Origin of the sequence: Microbacterium sp. Se63.02b, from assembly GCF_014171575.1 — a bacterium.
In the GTDB taxonomy this organism is placed as follows: domain Bacteria; phylum Actinomycetota; class Actinomycetes; order Actinomycetales; family Microbacteriaceae; genus Microbacterium.
In genome coordinates this window covers 45260-61213 of the sequence record NZ_CP050453.1, presented here as the reverse complement: position 1 = coordinate 61213, position 15954 = coordinate 45260, and the positions used below count along the sequence as shown (strand labels likewise).

The window sequence follows — 15954 nt, the reverse complement described above, 5'->3', positions numbered from 1 at the left end:
AGGCGGGCGGGTGTCAGGCCAGTTTACCGGGGCGAAGGGCTTCTGAGGTCCACGGCTTGCACGATCGTGCGAGAGTGGGCGCATGGGGCGGGCTGGGGTGCGAGAGCTGGCCGGGTGGTCCGGTGCCCTCGCGGTGTCGCTCATCACCGCGGCACAGGTCGCCTCCTCCGCCCGATCGGAGTTGCTGTTCCGTGACGGAGATTCCCTGATCGTGGCGATGTTCGCGCGCTCTCTGCTCGCCGGAGGACCGGCGGACTGGGCGCTGTCGAGTGTGCTCTTCGTCCCGGAGACGGCGGTGTTCGCTGGTCTCGACGCCCTGCTCCCGCTCGAGGTCGACGGCGTGCTCGCCGTGAACGCGGTGCTCAATCTGCTCGGCCTCTTCGGTGCGCTTCGGCTCGTGGCTGGCCGACGGCGACCGGGTTCAGCGCCCGTCGCGTGGTCTCTTCTCGGCCTCACGGTGTTCTCCGTGATCGCGATGACCGAGACGTCGGCATCGCGGGATGCCTTCGAGCTGGCTTCCCTCTCGTTGACGACCACCTACTATTCCGGCACCGTGATCGCTGCGGTCCTCTCCGTCGGATTCGTGCGGCGGGTCGTCGATCGCCCCGCCGGCGGTGCCATGATGCTGGTTCTTCTGGGGCTCACGGCGGCTGTCTCCACGCTCTCGAACCCGCTGTACGCGGCGTGGGCGACGGCTCCGCTCGCGCTGCTGCTCACCGTGCTGCTCCTCCGCTCGCGGGAACGGCTCCGACCTGCACTGCTCCTCGCCGTGCTCCTGTGCGGCACGGCGATCGGCTTTGTCGGTCGCATTCCGCTTCAGGCATGGATCACGAACAGCGGGGCGGGCTACGTGCAGCCCGAGCGCTGGGCCGAGTCCCTCCGCTACTACTCCGACCTCTTCGCAGACCGCCTGTCCACGCCAGCCGGGGTCGTCGGGGGCGCCATCGTCCTCGCTCTCCTCGCGCTCGCCGTGCATCGCACGGTGCGGGTCACAGACACGGAGCGCGCGTCGTGGCTGCGCTCGCGTGGATCACGCCCCTGCTCGTGGTGGTCGGCGCCGTCGCCCTCGGCACCCACGCGGCGCGCTACCTGCAACCGCTCGCTTTCGCCCCGGTACTCGCTCTCGTCGCCTCCCCGCAGGCGGTGCGAGTCCCTCGGCGGACGCGGAAGTTCGTCATGGCCGCGACCGGGGTGCTGCTGGTGCTCGCGGGCACGCTCAGCATCCCCCGCTTGGCGTCCGCCGCCGGGGCCGCCGACCCCGACCTCACCTGTGTGACCGCGTGGGTCGATGCCTCGGATCGCATCGGGGGCGGTCAGTTCTGGACGGTTCGGCTGCCGAAACTGCACCTCAAGGATCCGGCACGACTGGTGCAGGTCGATCACGAGCTCAACGGATATGCGTGGCTGGTGGACCGTCGCGACTTCGACGCAGGCGAGGTGTCGTTCCTCGTGGAGGATGCGCAGACGGTCCCGTGGCACCTGCCCGTCCCTGCGGTACCCGATGAGGTGGTCGACTGCGGCCGATACCGCATCCTCGATTTCGGCACCGTGACGCTGCCGCTCGGCCCCCTGCGGAGCTGACGGGAGGTCCGGTCAGCGCGGTGCCCGCGCGGTCGTCGTGCCGGCGTGGAACCGGCAGGTGAGGTGCTGCGTGACGCCCGGCTCGCCGCGCAGCATGCGCGCGACCTGCTCCCCCGCCGCGCGCCCCTTCTCCACGGCGGGCTGCACGCTGGTCGTGAGGCTGAGGTCGCCGAGGCCGTCGAGGGCGATCCCGTCGAACCCGGCGACCGAGAGGTCCTCCGGCACGCGCAACCCCAGCTCTTCCGCGGCACGGATCACGCCCACTGCGAGCAGGTCGCTCTGTGCGAGAACGGCTGTGGGCCTCGTGGCGGGATCGGTGAGCAGCATCCTCCCCACCAGCACCCCTCGTCGATGAGACTGCCCGACGCCGAGATCGCCGGTGCGTCGGGGAACACCTCCCGCGTCCCGGCGAGGCGGTGGATGGTCACGTCGACCGTCGCCTCTTCGAGCCTCTCCGGGGTGATGAGAGCACGTTCACGGTCGGTGTCGAGCGGGAGCGTGACGAGCGCGACATCGCGGTGACCGAGATCGTGCACGTGTCGAGCGATGTCGGCGGACGCTGCGGCGTTGTCGAGCGTGATGCGCGGGATCGACTCCCCGCATCGCCTTCGATGACGACGACGGGCAGTCCGCGACCGACGACGACCTCGAGGGATGCCCTGGTACGGCCGGAGCATCCGATCAGCACGAACGCATCGACCGGCGCGCTCGCGATCGCCGCTCCGTCGTCGCCGGGGTCGTCGCGCATCAGCAGGATGCCCGAGCTGAGCTCGGCGAGTCCGTCGGTGAGTCCGTCCATCATCGCCGTCGTCACGGGGTCGAGGAACGCCGCGCGCAGGTGGCCCTCCAGCACGACGGCCACGATGCCGCTGCGCCCGCGCCGCAGCGATGCCGCGCGGGGATCGGGCCCCGCGTAGCCGAGTTCCGCTGCGGCGGCGAGCACGCGCTCCCTGGTCGCGGGGGCGACTTTGGCTTTCCCGCTGAAGACGACGGAGGCCGTGGACGTCGCGACTCCGCCTCGCGGGCGACGTCGGCGATCGTGGCGCGACGCGGCGTCTCCTGACTGCTCATACTTCGAGGATAGCTGTCTTCCACCCCCCTGGGTCGAATCGATTCGATAGGCTATCCGGCATGGATGCAGCCCTCACCCGTTCGCAGTTCGTCCGCTGGCGCGCCGCGATCTTCGCCATCTTCCTGGCGAGCGGCCTGTCGATCGCGACCTGGGCATCGCGCGTTCCGGGGATCAAGCAGGCGCTCGACCTCGACAATGCGCAGGTGGGCCTGATCCTGCTCGGCATGGGCGTCGCCTCGATCCTCGGCATCTCGACAGGCCCCGCCGTGATGGCGCGCACCGGGGCACGACGGGGCATGCTCCTCACGATGCTGACCTTCGCCGCGGGCATCGTCCTCGTCGGGTTGGGGGCTGACGTCTTCAGCTCCGTGCCCGTGGTCCTGATCGGCATGGCCCTGTTCGGCTTCGGCAACGGATCGGTCGACGTCATGATGAACGTCGAGGCGACGGCGATCGAGCAGCAGATGGGTCGCACGATCCTTCCGGTGTTCCACGCGTTCTTCAGCTTCGGAACCGTCATCGGCGCAGGGATCGGTGCGCTCGCGGCGCAGCTGGCCTTCGACGTCGCGACCCACGCCACGGCCATGGGAATGCTCATCGCCGCGATCGCGGTCGCCTGCTACTTCCAGGTACCAGTGCGCGAAGCCGCCCTCGACCCCGAAGGTCACGAGAAGCCGCCGTTCCGGGAGCGCATGCACACCGCACTCGAGGCGTGGCGCGAGCCGCGCACCTACCTGTTGGGGACCGTGATGCTCGGCATGTCATTCGCCGAAGGCGGTGCGAACGACTGGATCGCCCTCGGCACGGAGCAGGGGCACGGATTCACCGAAGGCACCGGCGCCCTGGCGCTGGCGGTGTTCTCGATCGGCATGACCACGGTGCGCCTGTTCGGAGGTCCCCTGGTCGACCGGTTCGGCCGGGTCGCCGTGCTGCGGATCCTCGCCGTGACGGCGGCATCCGGGATCCTGCTCTTCATCCTCGCGCCGACCTTCCCCTCGTGCTCGTCGGAGCGGCGCTGTGGGGCGTCGGCGCCTCGCTCGGCTTCCCCCTGGGCATGTCGGCTGCCGCGGACGACCCCGCCAAGGCCGCGGCTCGCGTGAGCGCCGCAGCCACCATCGGGTACGTTGCGTTCCTCGGCGGGCCCCCGTGCTCGGGATCATCAGCGAGCACATCGGCCTGTTGAACACGCTGTTCATCCTGGTCGCACTCGTCGTCCTCTCCGGACTGTTCTCCGGCGCCGCGCGTCCGCTGCGCGACGACGAGAAGATCGCGGCGAACAGCGCCCGCGAAGGATGATCCTCAGATCTCGCGTCCGCGCACGAGCGCGGCCGCGTGGGATCGGCTGCGCGCGCCGAGCTTCATCAGCACGTTCGACACGTGCGTCTTGACCGTCGGAACCGAGATGCGCAGGCGCGTCGCGAGCTGCGCATTCGACCAGCCTCTCAGGATGCCGTCGAGCACCTCCGCTCCCGCGCCGTCAGGTCGGGCTGCGCGGCACGACTCGGCGGCACCGGGGCGGCACCGCTCGCCGCTGCGGCGAGCGCACGCCGAGTCACGCGAGGGTCCAGCGCTCCGTCGCCCGCGGCCACGGCACGGACGGCCTGCACGAGGGTCGGCGCATCCACCGTCTTCAGGAGGAAGCCGACGGCACCGGCGCGTATCGCCCCCAAGACCAGCTCGTCTTCGTCGAAGCTCGTCAGCACGAGCACGTCGCCGAGCCCGCGGTCGACGATCTCGCGGGTCGCGGAGACGCCGTCCCTGTCGGGCATCCGCAGGTCCATGAGCACGACGTCGGGACGCAGTGCAGCCGCATTGCGTACCGCGACGTCGCCGTCTGCGGCCTCCCCGACCACGGTGATCCCGTGCGCTTCCAGCATGATCCGAAGGCCCGCTCTGATCGCGGAGTGATCGTCGGCGAGCAGCACGGTCGGGGCGCTCACACCCGCACCTCGATCGGGATCCGGCCCTCGACCGACCAGCCTTCGACCACGGGTCCTGCCGTGAACACGCCGCCGAGCGCCACCACGCGTTCCTCCAGCATCTGCAGACCCCAGCCGTCGCCCGCCCGCACGACGGCAGCGCTGGCGACGCCTCCTCGCGATCGCACGATCACCCGCACGTCGTGGTCATCGCGGTCGACCACGATCTCGACGTGCGCACCGCCGGCGTGACGGATGCAGTTGGCCACCGCCTCCCTGACGATGCGGACGACCGCCTGCTCGGGTCCGGTGCCGAGGTCGCGGAGGTCGGCGACGGAGAGGTCGACGACCAGTCCCGCCCTTTCGGCCTCGTGCACGATGCCGTCGATGTCGCCCCAGCGCGGCGGTCGCGCCAGGTTCCCGTCGCCGCGCCGCAGCACCGAGATCATGGATCTCAGGGCGCCATGGGCGTCGAGGCCGGCGTCGCGAACCGCCTGAAGCGCGTCTCTGTCCTTGGTCCTATCCGCCTCGGTCGACAGCGCCGCCTCCGCACGGATCGCCATCGCCATCACGTGCCCGGCCACCACGTCGTGCAGCTCACGTGCCATGGTCTCGCGTTCGCGTCGGACGGCTTCGGCTCGGTCCCGCTCCGCGACGATCGCGGCGTGCTCTGCTCGTTGACGGTGCAGTTCGGCCAGTTCGTGCGCTTGAGAGACCGCGACGGCCCACCAGTAGTCCGTACCGAAGATCGCTCCGAACTGCACGCCGATGAGGAACGCGACGGCGAAGGAGACGTCGGTGAAGAGCCATGCGGCGACGAAGAGGACGAGCGTCGACGCCCCGAGCAGCAGGAGCAGAGCGCGACGCCCTCGTTCCCCGGCGAGGAAGGCAGCCGTCCAGAGCACGTCCAGCAGCACGACGAGAGTTCCGATGCCGCCGACCGTCAGCAGGTCGACCACGAACAGCGCGGACACGAGCGCGAGCACGGTCATCGGCATCCGACGCTTCGCGAGCGCGAGCACAGGCGGGTAGCGCGAGCACCAGTGCCCACCACGGTGAGACGGGAGCGGTGAGGACCGAGAACGGTCCCCAGATTCCGCGGAAGCCGAGACCGGCCATGACCACGGCGAGGATCGCCATCCCGACCGGGTCGGCCCACCAGCGGTGCCGGCGATACCAGGCGCCGATGCCGCCGTGGACCTGCTCGTGCATGTCCTCATGCAACCACGACACGGTCCGCGGCGCATCCGACGAAGGGATGAGACGAGGAGGCGGAGCCCTACTTTCGCCCGATTCGCCGCATCCGTGTTTCGGAGAGCGTGGACGCATGGAACTCTTCGGCGGTCTGCCGCTCCCCCTCTCCCTCGCGCTCCTGGCGCTGATCGACGGCCTCAGCGTCGGCACGCTCCTGATCCCGGTGTTCCTGCTCCTGCATCCCGGCCGGGTGCGGGTCGGACGCATCCTCCTCTATCTCGTCACGATCGCCGCGTTCTATCTGGTCGTCGGCCTCCTGTTCCTCTGGGGACTCGTGAACCTGGTCGACGTCGCCTCCGAGTTCCTCGCATCTCCCGCCGGAATGATCATCCGTCTCGTCGTGGGAGGCGCGCTCCTCCTCACCGCGTTCGTGATGCCCACGGGCGACAAAGCGGCGGCGAAGGTCTCCACCTCGGCGAGCGCTGCACCGACGGCACCTCGCGTCTCGCCGTGGACGGGGATGCCGTCGGCGGCGGACGCCACAGTCGCCGCACCCCTGACACCGCCTGCGGCGACCTCCGACGCCGAGATGGCCCCTCCGTCCGGGCGCATCACGCGCTGGCGGGAGCGTCTGCTCGACCCGCGCACGCGGGGAGCTGCCGTGATGGCCGTGGCGGTCGCCGCCGGCCTCGTCGAGGTCGCCACGATGCTTCCGTACATCGTGGGGATGACCATGCTGGCGGACGCCGGAATCGACACCCCGCTGCGGGTGCTGTCCCTCGTCGGATACTGCGTTCTCATGATCCTGCCCGCGATCGTGCTGCTGATCCTCCGCCTCGTCGCCGCTCCTGTCGTCGAAAGGCCCCTCCAGCGCTTCGCCGCCTGGATGCAGCGCACCGGAGCGGAGAACACCGCCTGGATCATCGGCATCATCGGGTTCCTGATCGCCCGCTCCGCCGCCACCGAGCTCGGCCTCTTCGAGGCTCTCGGCGGCTTCCTCGGCAACTGATCGCCACACTCCGAGGCGGCGAACAATGGGACTCCGACGAAGTAGGCTCGACGGGTGCGTCTCGTCATCGCCCGCTGCTCGGTCGACTACACCGGTCGGCTCAATGCCCATCTCCCGCTCGCCACGCGTCTGCTCGTGCACAAGGGCGACGGGAGTCTGCTCGTGCACTCCGACGGCGGCAGCTACAAGCCGTTGAACTGGATGAGCCCGCCCTGCTCGCTGTCGAGCGAGGAGCCGGGCGAGGAGGAGTCGAGCGCCGGCGTCGTCGAGGTGTGGCGCGTCACGCACAAGAAGACCGGCGATGCGCTGCGGGTGCAGATCTACGAGATCATCCACGACACGTCCCACGAGCTCGGCGTCGACCCCGGACTGCAGAAGGACGGCGTCGAGGCCGATCTGCAGCGGCTGCTCGCCGAGCAGGTGGATCGCATCTCCGAGGGTGCGACCCTCGTGCGCCGCGAATACCCGACCGCGATCGGACCGGTCGACCTGCTCGTGCGCGATGCCGAAGGTGCCGCCATCGCGGTCGAGATCAAGCGCCGCGGCGACATCGACGGCGTCGAGCAGCTGACCCGCTACCTCGAATTGCTCGGGCGCGACCCTCACCTCGCCCCCGTGCAGGGCGTCTTCGCCGCGCAGGAGATCAAGCCGCAGGCACGTGTACTGGCCGAGGACCGCGGCATCCGTTGCCTCGTCCTCGACTACGACGACATGAAGGGGATCGAGTCGGGCATCCCCCGTCTGTTCTGAGCCGCAGTCGTCCTCCCCCGTCGCCTCCCCGGTCCCGAGCGGTCAGCGCACCATCATCAGCCTCGGGGTCGGCCCCTCGAGCCGCGCGACCGCGACCCTCACCCCGGTCATCTCGAGCTCGATGCTGTGGATCCGCTTCTCCAGCCTGTCGAACCTGTCGTCGACGCGGTCGAACCTGTCGTCGACACGGTCGAACCGGTCGTCGATCCTGTCGAAGCGCGCCTCGTACTTCGCGTCCTGCGCAGCGAACCGCGCGTCCATCCGAGTGATCATCCACCCGAAGCCGCTGACGATCGCCACCAGCAGTGTCGCCGCTGTCGCCAGCATCGTGATGACTTCCATCGACACGTACATCCCCCCATTCTCACCCGCTCACCCGCCGTTGTCACGACCTTATATGGGGACACAACGCATTCACGTAAGGTGTGGAGAAGATAGCACCCTGCACACCTGTGCAGGGTGAGTGATCACCCTCCCGCGTGACCCTAGGCTGGAGGCATGCCCCACTCCCCCTTCTCCTGCGTGCTCTGGGACGTCGACGGCACGATCGTCGACGCCTCCGTCGGCATCCTCCGCCGGTTGAACGTCGCGCTCACGCACTTCGGGCACCCGGCACCCACGCGCGAGGAGCTGGTGCACTGGATCGGGCCTCCCATGTTCCAGTCGTTCCAGGACCAGGCGGGGATGACGCCGGAGCAGTCAGCGGAGGCGGTGGCCTTCTACCGCACTCTCGGCAAGGCCGACGGGTACACGACCGATGTCGCGACCTACCCCGGCGTCACCGAGCTCATCCACGATCTGCACGCCGCCGGCGTGCCGCAGGCGACCGCCAGTTCGAAGCCGGAGAACCAGGTCGACGCGCTGGTTGACCACTTCGGCCTCCGCCCCGCCTTCCTCACGACCGTGGGCGCGACGCCCGACGAGTCGACCCTCGCCTCGAAGACCGACATCGTCGCCGAGGCCCTGCGCCGCCTCGGTGAGCTCGGGGCTGACACGGCACGGCCCGTGCTCGTCGGCGACCGCCACCATGACGTCGAGGGCGGCCTGGCGAACGGCGTGCCCGTCATCTTCGTCGACTGGGGCTTCAGCGATCACCACGAAGGAGACGATGCCGCGTTCCGCGTCTCCACGGTCGACGAGCTCCGAGGACTCCTCCTCGACTGATCCGCTGTCCGCCGCCCCCGCACGGGCCGTGTCGAAGCGGTGCTCAGGCCACGCGCGAGGCCTCATCGACCCGCACGAAGCACAGAACTCCCCGCCGGATGTCGCGCGAGAGGCGCGCTCCGGTCGGGGAGTTCCGTGTCTCGCCCGTCTCAGACGGGGCGAATGTTCTCTGCCTGAAGGCCTTTCGGACCCTGTGCCACATCGAACTCGACTCGCTGGTTCTCTTCGAGAGACCGGTAGCCGGATGACTGGATGGCGGAGTAGTGCGCGAAGACGTCAGCGCCTCCGTCGTCGGGGGAGATGAAGCCGAAGCCCTTCTCCGAGTTGAACCACTTGACCGTGCCCTGGGTGCTCATGTACTGCCTGTTCTGCTGGGTAAAAAGCCGACGCAGGGATGCCCCGACATCGCTAACGCTAGTGGAGGAGGCCCCGAGGGGAATAGCGGCGGCGAGAAGGTAATCCAAATGTTGCACGAGCGCTACACGGCCGTCACGTGGCGGAGTCGCGGCGAGGGGGCGGAGTCACCCGGAAAATGGTGTGGCCCTCACCGCGGGGGGAGCGATGAGGGCCGAAGACGACCGGAGGGTGCGTCAGAAACAGCCTAGCTCCTTTTCGGAGGCCTTGTCCCCCTTTTGGGGGACAAATCCGAAAATCGGTGGGAGGATGACGATAGCGGCCCCCTCGAGTAGCCCATTGGGGACTGAACTACTCGAGAGGGCCCAATCGCATGCACGGATCGTCTTGCCCCTGGGGTGGGCCGTCCGTCTCCTGGGGAGAGACGGAGACGATCAATCCCCTTGTGCATGCACCTTCACCATAGGGGAGGACTCGCGCGGCACGCGAGTACCCTGATGCGGTGACGCTGCTCAACAAGGACATGACCCTGTGCATCTCGCTGTCCGCTCGACCGAGCAACAACGGGACACGGTTCCACAACCACCTCTACGAGGCGCTCGGCCTGAACTGGATCTACAAGGCCTTCGCTCCGACCGACCTTCGACTGGCCATCGCCGGCGTGCGCGGACTCGACATCCGCGGCTGCGCGATCTCGATGCCCTACAAGGAAGACGTGATCGCGCTCGTCGATCGGATGGACCCGTCTGCGCAGGCCATCGATTCGGTCAACACGATCGTGAACGACGCCGGCGTTCTCACCGCCTACAACACCGACTACTCCGCGATCGTGCAGCTGATCGAGCGCTCCGGCCTCGACCCCGCCGCGTCCGTGCTGCTGCGCGGCTCCGGCGGCATGGCGAAGGCCACCGCAGCCGCCTTCCGCGACGCCGGGTTCGCGCACGTCACCGTCGTCGCCCGCAACGAGACGAGCGGTCGCGCGCTGGCAGATCTTTACGCATTCGCGTGGCGGCCGGAAGTCGGCGGCGCGACCGCGGACGTCCTGGTCAACGTCACCCCGATCGGGATGGCCGGCGGAGCGGACGAGGCGCGCTGGCTTTCGCGACCGAGACGATCGCCGCGGCTTCGGTGGTCTTCGACGTGGTGGCCCTTCCTGCCGAGACGCCGCTGATCGCCGCTGGTCGCGCCGCAGGAAAGACCGTGATCACCGGCGCAGAGGTGGCGACACTGCAGGCGCTCGAGCAGTTCGTCCTCTACACGGGTATCCGCCCCTCCAGGGAACAGGTGCGTGCCGCCGAGGAGTTCATGCGCGCAGGAACCGCGTGATCACCGGGCCGATACCTGGGTAGCCTAGGCGCATGAGCGCGCCTCGCACCGCACGAAGGACCCTGTACCGGCGAACACCCGCCGCGTTGGCCACAGCAACCATCGCCGCACTGGTTCTGGCGGCCTGCACGGGCGGGGGAGAAGATCCGGAGCCCGAGGCAGGGCAGGGTTCCCCGACGACGGCTGCACCCACATCACGGTGGCGACCTCGTCGGAGAAGGTCAACATGCTCGACGAGCTCGCGACCGCGTTCAAGGATTCTCCCGAGCACGAGGGGCTCGACACGTGCGCGACGGTGCGCCCGACGAACGTCTCCTCCGGCAACGCCGCCCGCTACCTCACCTCCGGCGACGACTGGCCCAGCGACGATCGTGCCCTGTGGCCGACACTGTGGTCGCCCGCATCGACGGTGTGGACCGACCGTGTCGCGGCCGCCGCCTCGGCGAACCTCGTCGGCTAACCCGCCTCGTTCACGCGCACCCCTGTCGTGTTCGGGATGCCCGAGCCGATGGCCAAGGCGCTGGGGTGGCCGGACACCCCCATCAGCATCACCGACCTCGAGGGCCTGTGCCAGAACCCCGAGGGTTGGGGGAGCGTCGGCAAGGACATCTGGGGCGCGTTCAAGATCTCCAAGACGAACCCGAACACCTCGACGACCGGGCTGTCGACCATCCTCATGCAGTCGTACGAGGCCTCGGGCAAGTCGGAGGGACTCACCGGTGACGACGTGGACGCTGCCGAGGACTTCTCCCGGGTGTTCGAGGAGTGCGTGATCCACTACGGCGACACGACCGGCAACGTGCTCTCGACCCTGTATGACGAAACGCAGAACGGCGCCAACGGCTCGGCCTACGTCTCGGCCGTCGCGCTCGAGGAGACGTCGCTGCTCAACTACAACAAGGGGAACCCCGACTCGCACACCGTGCAGCCGGGAGAGACGCTGACACCGCCGAAGACCAAGCTCGTCGCCGTGTATCCCTCCGGCGGCTCGATGTGGTCCGACAACCCGGTCACGGTGCTCGGCGCAGACTGGATCACCCCCGAGCAGCGCACCGCCGGCGAGGCGTTCGCAGCCTTCCTGCAGACCACGCCGGCCCAGCAGATCCTCCCCGAATACGGCTTCCGCCCGCTCGACGAGTCCGTCGCCCTCGGCGACCTCTTCACCGCCAACTTCGGCGTCGACCCTGCGCAGCCCACCGTGACACTGCCCAAGCCCGACGTGGATGTCATCTCGACCGCGATCGACCAGTGGACGCAGGTGCGCAAGCCCTCGTCCGTGCTCGAGCTCATCGACATCTCCGGGTCGATGGATGACCCGATCGGCGACGGACGCTCGCGGCTCGACGGGGCGATCGAGGGAGCACAGACCACACTCGACCACTTCCGGTCGACCGACGAGGTCGGCGTCTGGGCCTTCACGACCGGGGTCGAGTCCGACGAGGGCGACGGCATCCAGGTGCTGCGCGACGTGTCGGCGCTCGGGTCGGACGGCGAGAAGCTCGACTCCTCGCTCGACGATCTGCGGTACGCGCAGCGCAACGGGACTCCGCTGTACGACGCGATCCTCACCGCGTACGAGGCCATGGGCGAGCGCGCCGAACCCGGACGCATCAACGCCATCGTGGTGCTGTCCGACGGGGAGGACACCGACTCGACGACCTCACTCGACTCGCTGATCGCGAAGATCGGCAAGAGCACGAAAGAGGGCGGCACCGATGCCCCGGTCCGCATCTTCCCCATCGCTTACGGCGAGGGCGCCGACACCTCGGCGCTGCAGCGGATCGCGGACGCCACAGGGGGGCAGATGTTCGACGCCTCCGACGCCGAGCGCATCGACCTCGTGTTCGCCTCCGTGATCAACAACTTCTGAGGTGAGGATGATCAGCACCACCGCATCCGACCCGAGCGGGGTGACCGACGCGATCGCGGCGCTTCAGTCCGGCGACGTCTACGTCGCGCCCGGCGTGCAGGGGCAGGCAGCGCTGACCGAGGCGCTGACGGCCGCCGTGCCGGGAGACCGGACGATCGCCGTCGTGGTGCTTCCGGAGGATGCCGACCTGGCCGCCGTCTACGACCTCGAACTGCTGGACCGGCTCAGCGAGCGGGTGCCGCAGACGACCGTGGTGCTCGCCGTCGGGGACGATCTGCAAGCGGGCTCCACGGTGATCGACAGCAACGACGTGCTGCGGATCGCCAACGAGAACGAGGCAGCGGCCGGTGGTGACACGCAGTCCGCCCTCGTCGAGACGGTGCAGCAGATCGTCGACGAGGCGCCCTCGTCGCCGGGGAGACCGCGGGGAGCGGGAGATGCGATCCTTCCCGTCGTCATCGGAGGCGTCGTCCTCGCCGCAGCCGCCGGTACCGCCATCGTCCTCTTCCTCCGCCGGCGCCGCACACCGAAGGCGGTCGCCACCGCGGACCCGTTGCCTCCGGCCATCCGCCTGCGTGTGAACCGGCTGCGCGAACTGCGCGTCGACTATGCGACCCTCCAGGGCGACACGGTCGCGGCGGAGACCGCGGCGGCGATCGACATGCTCGCCTCCCACGTCGAGCAGCTCTTCGTGCGGCTCGACGCCAAGGCCGAAGCAGACCAGGTCATGCTCGCCGAAGCCGAGTACGCCGACAAGCTCGCCCGGCTCGTCGCGGCACTCGAACCCGACTACCTGCTCGACCTGCTCACCCGACCCGACCTGTGGGATTCACCGCAGGAGCGTGTCGACGAGGTGCGCGAGGCCCTCGCCGGCCTCACGACGCAGATCGTCGACAACATCAAGCAGGTCAACGCCCGCAAGGGGCTGCTGTTCCAGGTGTCGCTCGACTCGCTGATCGGCCGCTCCGAGCTGCGGGATTGGGAGCGGCAGTTCAAGGACGGCGCGGGGGAGTGACGTCGCGATGAAGACCATCGGAGTGCTCGGCGGCATGAGCTGGGAGTCCTCGCTGGAGTGGTACCGGCTGGCGAACGAGCGCGTGCACGCACAGCTCGGCGGGCATCATTCCGCGCGCATCGTGCTGGACTCGCTCGACTTCGCCGAGATCGAGGCGATGCAGGCTCGCGGCGACTGGGACGCCGCGGGCGGTCTCCTCGCCGACCGCGCCGCAGCGCTTCAGGGCATGGGAGCCGAACTGCTCGTGCTCGCCACCAACACGATGCACCTGGTGGCGGATCGGATCGAGGCCGCCGTGAGCATCCCCTTCCTGCACATCGCGGATCCCGCGGGCGAGGCCATCCGTGCGTCCGGTCTCGCGACGGTCGGGCTGCTCGGCACCGCGTTCACGATGGAGCAGCCGTTCTATGCGGATCGGCTCGCCGCACACGGCATCCACACGATCGTGCCCGACGCGGAGGATCGTGCCATCGTTCACCGGGTGATCTACGAGGAACTCGTGCACGGCATCATCAGCGACGACTCGCGACGGCGGTACGTCGACGTGATGGAGCGTCTCGTGCTGCGGGGTGCCGAGGGTGTGGTGCTCGGATGCACGGAGATCGAGCTTCTCGTCTCGGCGGAGGACGCGCCGGTCCCCGTGTTCCCCACGACCGCCCTGCACGTCGAGGCGGCCGTCGCTCTCGCGCTCAGCGCATGAGGTCGCTGACCCGGACGACCGCTCAGCCGTGGTTCACGACTCCGCGCGCCCCTCGGCGAGGTAGGCGAGTCGATGAAGTGTCTCGGCGTTGCGCCAGCGCAGCATCGGCGCCGTGAACAGTCGCGGGATCAGCGCGGCCGGCCCCTTCACGGGCTCCTCGTCGATGCGGACCTGGCACCCGGCGGAGTCGTCCGTGCCCGCAGTGTGACCTGCGCCTCACCCATCGGCCAGCCACGCGCACGGAGCACGATGCCGCGGGGGATCCCACTCCAGAACCTCGGTCGTGTCGTCGAGCAGCGCCGGCCAGACGCCGACCGAATGGTGCAGCTGCGCGCCGGGTTCCGGCCAGGACTCGTCGACATCGCGCATGCGGGAGGCTCCGACCACCCACGCGGGGTAGAGCCAGCCGTTCGCGAGCACCCGGAACACGTCATCGGTGGTGCACGCCATCTCTCGGGTGTTGCGCGTCATGGTTCCTCCATCCACCGCCATCCTGGACGACACGGTCTCTTCGCAGCAGGTGCTTGACACACGCAGCGTCGATCCGGATACCACATCCGGATCGCGAACGCTCCCCCCTGGAGCACTGTCACAGCTCCTGGCACGGTCGGAGGATGTTCCAGAGACTGACCTCCCGAGTGTCGCGCGCGGTCGACGCGATCGTGCACGACGATGCCCCGACGCTCCTCACCCGCGGCTACGACTTCGGCGAGCGCATCTGGCGGCGAGCGCAGTCCGGAGCGCGGTCGGCTCCGATGCGGCTCCTCGGCGACGACACGGCGTTCGTGCGGGGCGCGGAGGGCGTCGAGCTGTTCTACGACGAGTCCCGTATCGTGCGTCACGGCGCCATGCCGGCCCTCGTGCAGGAGACGCTGTTCGGTCACGGCTCTGTGCACAGCCTGGACGGCGAGGCCCACCGACACCGCAAAGCCACGTTCGTCGAGGTCGCCTACGAAGACGCGCAGGTCGGGCGGCTCACACCGTGGCTCGAGAGGGAGTGGGCGGTCGAGCGCGAAGAGTGGCTTCGCGACGGTACCCGCAGCGCGTACGACGCCGCGATCGGGGCCTTCGGCCGCGCGATCATGGGATGGGCGGGCCTGCCAGGGACCCCGGGAGCGAAGACACGGTGGTCGGCGCGACTCGCGCAGATCGTCGACGGCTTCGGCGTTCCCTACTCGCCGGAGTACCTCGCGGCCGCCCTGAACCGAGTGTGGTCGGACCGGCACGCGCAGCGTCTCATCGAGGCCGTCCGCGCCGGCTCGCTGGATGCCCAGGAGGGGACGGCGCTCGCGCTGTGGTCGGCGCACCGCGCTCCGGACGGCGAACTCCTCCCTTCGCGGGTCGCCGGCATCGAGCTGCAGAACAGCATCCGTCCCATGATCGCTGCGGCCCGGTTCGTGGCGTTCGCCGCCAAGGAGCTGCACGACCGCCCGGAGTGGCGCGCGCGCATCGCCGCGGAGACGGAAGAGCGTGGAGCGCTGGTGGGCGGCACCCTCGCCACGATGTTCGCGCAGGAGGTCCGCCGGACGGCGCTGTTCGTGCCGATGCTCCCCGGGCGCGCGATCGCCGACATCGAGATCGGCGAGGTGCGGGTTCCCGCGGGCGGACGGGTGGTGCTCGACATCCTCGGCACGAACACCGACGAGCAATCCTGGGCACATCCGCACCGGTTCGCCCCCGAGCGGTTCACCGACGTCGACGACTACGAGTCGCTGCGCACGTTCATCCCGCAGGGTGGTGCCGAGGTCGCGACCGGTCATCGATGCCCAGGGGAGAAGCTCGTGATCGCGGGGCTGTCTGCCGCGATCGCCGTGCTGAGCGATCCGCGACTCCGGATCCTCGACGACGGCCTCGACGTGAACCGCCGCCGCCTGCCGACCAAGCCCGCATCCGGCGGACGCGTACGCGCCGCCGGCTCCGGACGAGGCTGCCCGTTCCACTGAGCGGGGGCGCATGCCCGGAGGCACCTGTCAACCGGGTAGGCGGGATCCACATCGGCG

At 69.3% G+C, this 15954-nt stretch carries 16 protein-coding genes and 4 pseudogenes; 12 read left to right on the top strand and 8 right to left on the bottom strand.

Going from position 1 to position 15954, the window contains the following annotated elements:
- Window positions 1-82: 82 nt before the first annotated feature.
- A complete protein-coding gene (locus G4G29_RS00330) occupies window positions 83-1276 on the top strand; it encodes a hypothetical protein (protein ID WP_244632276.1) in 1194 nt (397 codons plus the stop codon).
- Complete coding sequence (locus tag G4G29_RS20910) at window positions 1231-1581, top strand: hypothetical protein (protein ID WP_244632275.1); 351 nt, start codon at window positions 1231-1233, stop codon at window positions 1579-1581. The genes G4G29_RS00330 and G4G29_RS20910 overlap by 46 nt, the downstream gene beginning before the upstream one ends.
- A gap of 12 nt (window positions 1582-1593) precedes the next feature.
- On the opposite strand, the gene G4G29_RS20905 is transcribed toward G4G29_RS20910, so the two are convergent.
- From G4G29_RS20905 to G4G29_RS20895, 3 genes and pseudogenes are all read right to left on the bottom strand, one after another.
- A complete protein-coding gene (locus G4G29_RS20905) occupies window positions 1594-1908 on the bottom strand; it encodes a substrate-binding domain-containing protein (RefSeq protein WP_244632274.1) in 315 nt (104 codons plus the stop codon).
- 97 nt (window positions 1909-2005) lie between these two features.
- Window positions 2006-2524: a hypothetical protein gene (locus G4G29_RS20900; protein ID WP_244632273.1), complete on the bottom strand. Its 519-nt coding sequence runs from the start codon at window positions 2522-2524 to the stop codon at window positions 2006-2008.
- A gap of 16 nt (window positions 2525-2540) precedes the next feature.
- A pseudogene (locus G4G29_RS20895) lies at window positions 2541-2695 on the bottom strand (hypothetical protein); the annotation flags it as partial.
- 17 nt (window positions 2696-2712) lie between these two features.
- Between G4G29_RS20895 and G4G29_RS00320 the strand changes: the two are divergent.
- Window positions 2713-3949 (top strand): annotated as a pseudogene (locus G4G29_RS00320) (MFS transporter).
- A 3-nt stretch (window positions 3950-3952) separates the two neighbouring features.
- Here G4G29_RS00320 and G4G29_RS00315 read toward each other — a convergent pair.
- Both G4G29_RS00315 and G4G29_RS00310 read right to left on the bottom strand, forming a co-directional pair.
- A pseudogene (locus tag G4G29_RS00315) lies at window positions 3953-4593 on the bottom strand (response regulator transcription factor).
- On the bottom strand, window positions 4590-5564 hold the full coding sequence (locus tag G4G29_RS00310; protein ID WP_244632272.1) for a histidine kinase: 975 nt from the start codon (window positions 5562-5564) through the stop codon (window positions 4590-4592). Before G4G29_RS00310 ends, G4G29_RS00315 begins: the two are co-directional and overlap by 4 nt.
- Window positions 5565-5899: 335 nt before the next feature.
- Between G4G29_RS00310 and G4G29_RS00305 the strand changes: the two genes are divergently transcribed.
- Window positions 5900-6775, top strand: a complete 876-nt coding sequence (locus G4G29_RS00305) for a GAP family protein (RefSeq protein WP_183151431.1) — start codon at window positions 5900-5902, stop codon at window positions 6773-6775.
- Window positions 6776-6829: 54 nt separating this feature from the next.
- The gene (nucS, locus tag G4G29_RS00300) at window positions 6830-7525 is read left to right on the top strand and encodes an endonuclease NucS (RefSeq protein WP_183151430.1); all 696 of its coding nucleotides are present in this window, start codon (window positions 6830-6832) and stop codon (window positions 7523-7525) included.
- Between the two features lie 42 nt (window positions 7526-7567).
- On the opposite strand, the gene G4G29_RS00295 is transcribed toward nucS, so the two are convergent.
- Window positions 7568-7879: a response regulator gene (locus G4G29_RS00295; protein WP_183151429.1), complete on the bottom strand. Its 312-nt coding sequence runs from the start codon at window positions 7877-7879 to the stop codon at window positions 7568-7570.
- Between the two features lie 144 nt (window positions 7880-8023).
- Between G4G29_RS00295 and G4G29_RS00290 the strand changes: the two genes are divergently transcribed.
- Window positions 8024-8689, top strand: a complete 666-nt coding sequence (locus G4G29_RS00290; protein ID WP_183151428.1) for an HAD hydrolase-like protein — start codon at window positions 8024-8026, stop codon at window positions 8687-8689.
- A gap of 149 nt (window positions 8690-8838) precedes the next feature.
- On the opposite strand, the gene G4G29_RS00285 is transcribed toward G4G29_RS00290, so the two are convergent.
- Complete coding sequence (locus tag G4G29_RS00285; protein ID WP_017203899.1) at window positions 8839-9045, bottom strand: cold-shock protein; 207 nt, start codon at window positions 9043-9045, stop codon at window positions 8839-8841.
- Window positions 9046-9566: 521 nt separating this feature from the next.
- Between G4G29_RS00285 and G4G29_RS00280 the strand changes: the two are divergent.
- The 5 genes and pseudogenes from G4G29_RS00280 (at window position 9567) to G4G29_RS00265 (ending at window position 13954) form a co-directional block, all read left to right on the top strand.
- A pseudogene (locus G4G29_RS00280) lies at window positions 9567-10369 on the top strand (shikimate 5-dehydrogenase).
- A 226-nt stretch (window positions 10370-10595) separates the two neighbouring features.
- A complete protein-coding gene (locus G4G29_RS23755; RefSeq protein ID WP_345941134.1) occupies window positions 10596-10829 on the top strand; it encodes a hypothetical protein in 234 nt (77 codons plus the stop codon).
- Between the two features lie 36 nt (window positions 10830-10865).
- Window positions 10866-12239: a VWA domain-containing protein gene (locus G4G29_RS23750; protein WP_345941133.1), complete on the top strand. Its 1374-nt coding sequence runs from the start codon at window positions 10866-10868 to the stop codon at window positions 12237-12239.
- Window positions 12240-12246: 7 nt separating this feature from the next.
- Entirely contained in the window at window positions 12247-13254 is a 1008-nt protein-coding gene (locus tag G4G29_RS00270) for a hypothetical protein (protein WP_183151427.1), read from the top strand.
- Between the two features lie 7 nt (window positions 13255-13261).
- Window positions 13262-13954: an aspartate/glutamate racemase family protein gene (locus G4G29_RS00265; RefSeq protein WP_183151426.1), complete on the top strand. Its 693-nt coding sequence runs from the start codon at window positions 13262-13264 to the stop codon at window positions 13952-13954.
- Window positions 13955-14170: 216 nt separating this feature from the next.
- Here the strand turns inward: G4G29_RS00265 and G4G29_RS23745 are convergent, their stop codons facing one another.
- Window positions 14171-14425 carry a hypothetical protein gene (locus G4G29_RS23745; protein ID WP_345941132.1) on the bottom strand — a complete coding sequence of 85 codons (255 nt, stop codon included), beginning with the start codon at window positions 14423-14425 and terminating at the stop codon, window positions 14171-14173.
- Between the two features lie 143 nt (window positions 14426-14568).
- Here G4G29_RS23745 and G4G29_RS00255 point away from each other — a divergent pair, with 143 nt between their 5' ends.
- Window positions 14569-15897, top strand: coding sequence for a cytochrome P450 (locus G4G29_RS00255; protein WP_183151425.1), 1329 nt, complete (start codon window positions 14569-14571; stop codon window positions 15895-15897).
- Window positions 15898-15954: the final 57 nt, after the last annotated feature.

What these genes read in the sequence shown, in the direction of transcription:
- G4G29_RS23745 (WP_345941132.1), bottom strand. Translation starts at nt 14,425, where the DNA reads ATGACGCGCAACACCCGAGAGATGGCGTGCACCACCGATGACGTGTTC.
- G4G29_RS00285 (WP_017203899.1), bottom strand. Translation starts at nt 9,045, where the DNA reads ATGAGCACCCAGGGCACGGTCAAGTGGTTCAACTCGGAGAAGGGCTTC.
- G4G29_RS00270 (WP_183151427.1), top strand. Translation starts at nt 12,247, where the DNA reads ATGATCAGCACCACCGCATCCGACCCGAGCGGGGTGACCGACGCGATC.
- G4G29_RS00295 (WP_183151429.1), bottom strand. Translation starts at nt 7,879, where the DNA reads ATGTACGTGTCGATGGAAGTCATCACGATGCTGGCGACAGCGGCGACA.
- G4G29_RS00330 (WP_244632276.1), top strand. Translation starts at nt 83, where the DNA reads ATGGGGCGGGCTGGGGTGCGAGAGCTGGCCGGGTGGTCCGGTGCCCTC.
- G4G29_RS00305 (WP_183151431.1), top strand. Translation starts at nt 5,900, where the DNA reads ATGGAACTCTTCGGCGGTCTGCCGCTCCCCCTCTCCCTCGCGCTCCTG.
- G4G29_RS23750 (WP_345941133.1), top strand. Translation starts at nt 10,866, where the DNA reads ATGCCCGAGCCGATGGCCAAGGCGCTGGGGTGGCCGGACACCCCCATC.
- G4G29_RS00310 (WP_244632272.1), bottom strand. Translation starts at nt 5,564, where the DNA reads ATGACCGTGCTCGCGCTCGTGTCCGCGCTGTTCGTGGTCGACCTGCTG.
- G4G29_RS00265 (WP_183151426.1), top strand. Translation starts at nt 13,262, where the DNA reads ATGAAGACCATCGGAGTGCTCGGCGGCATGAGCTGGGAGTCCTCGCTG.
- G4G29_RS00290 (WP_183151428.1), top strand. Translation starts at nt 8,024, where the DNA reads ATGCCCCACTCCCCCTTCTCCTGCGTGCTCTGGGACGTCGACGGCACG.
- G4G29_RS23755 (WP_345941134.1), top strand. Translation starts at nt 10,596, where the DNA reads ATGCTCGACGAGCTCGCGACCGCGTTCAAGGATTCTCCCGAGCACGAG.
- G4G29_RS20905 (WP_244632274.1), bottom strand. Translation starts at nt 1,908, where the DNA reads ATGCTGCTCACCGATCCCGCCACGAGGCCCACAGCCGTTCTCGCACAG.
- G4G29_RS00255 (WP_183151425.1), top strand. Translation starts at nt 14,569, where the DNA reads ATGTTCCAGAGACTGACCTCCCGAGTGTCGCGCGCGGTCGACGCGATC.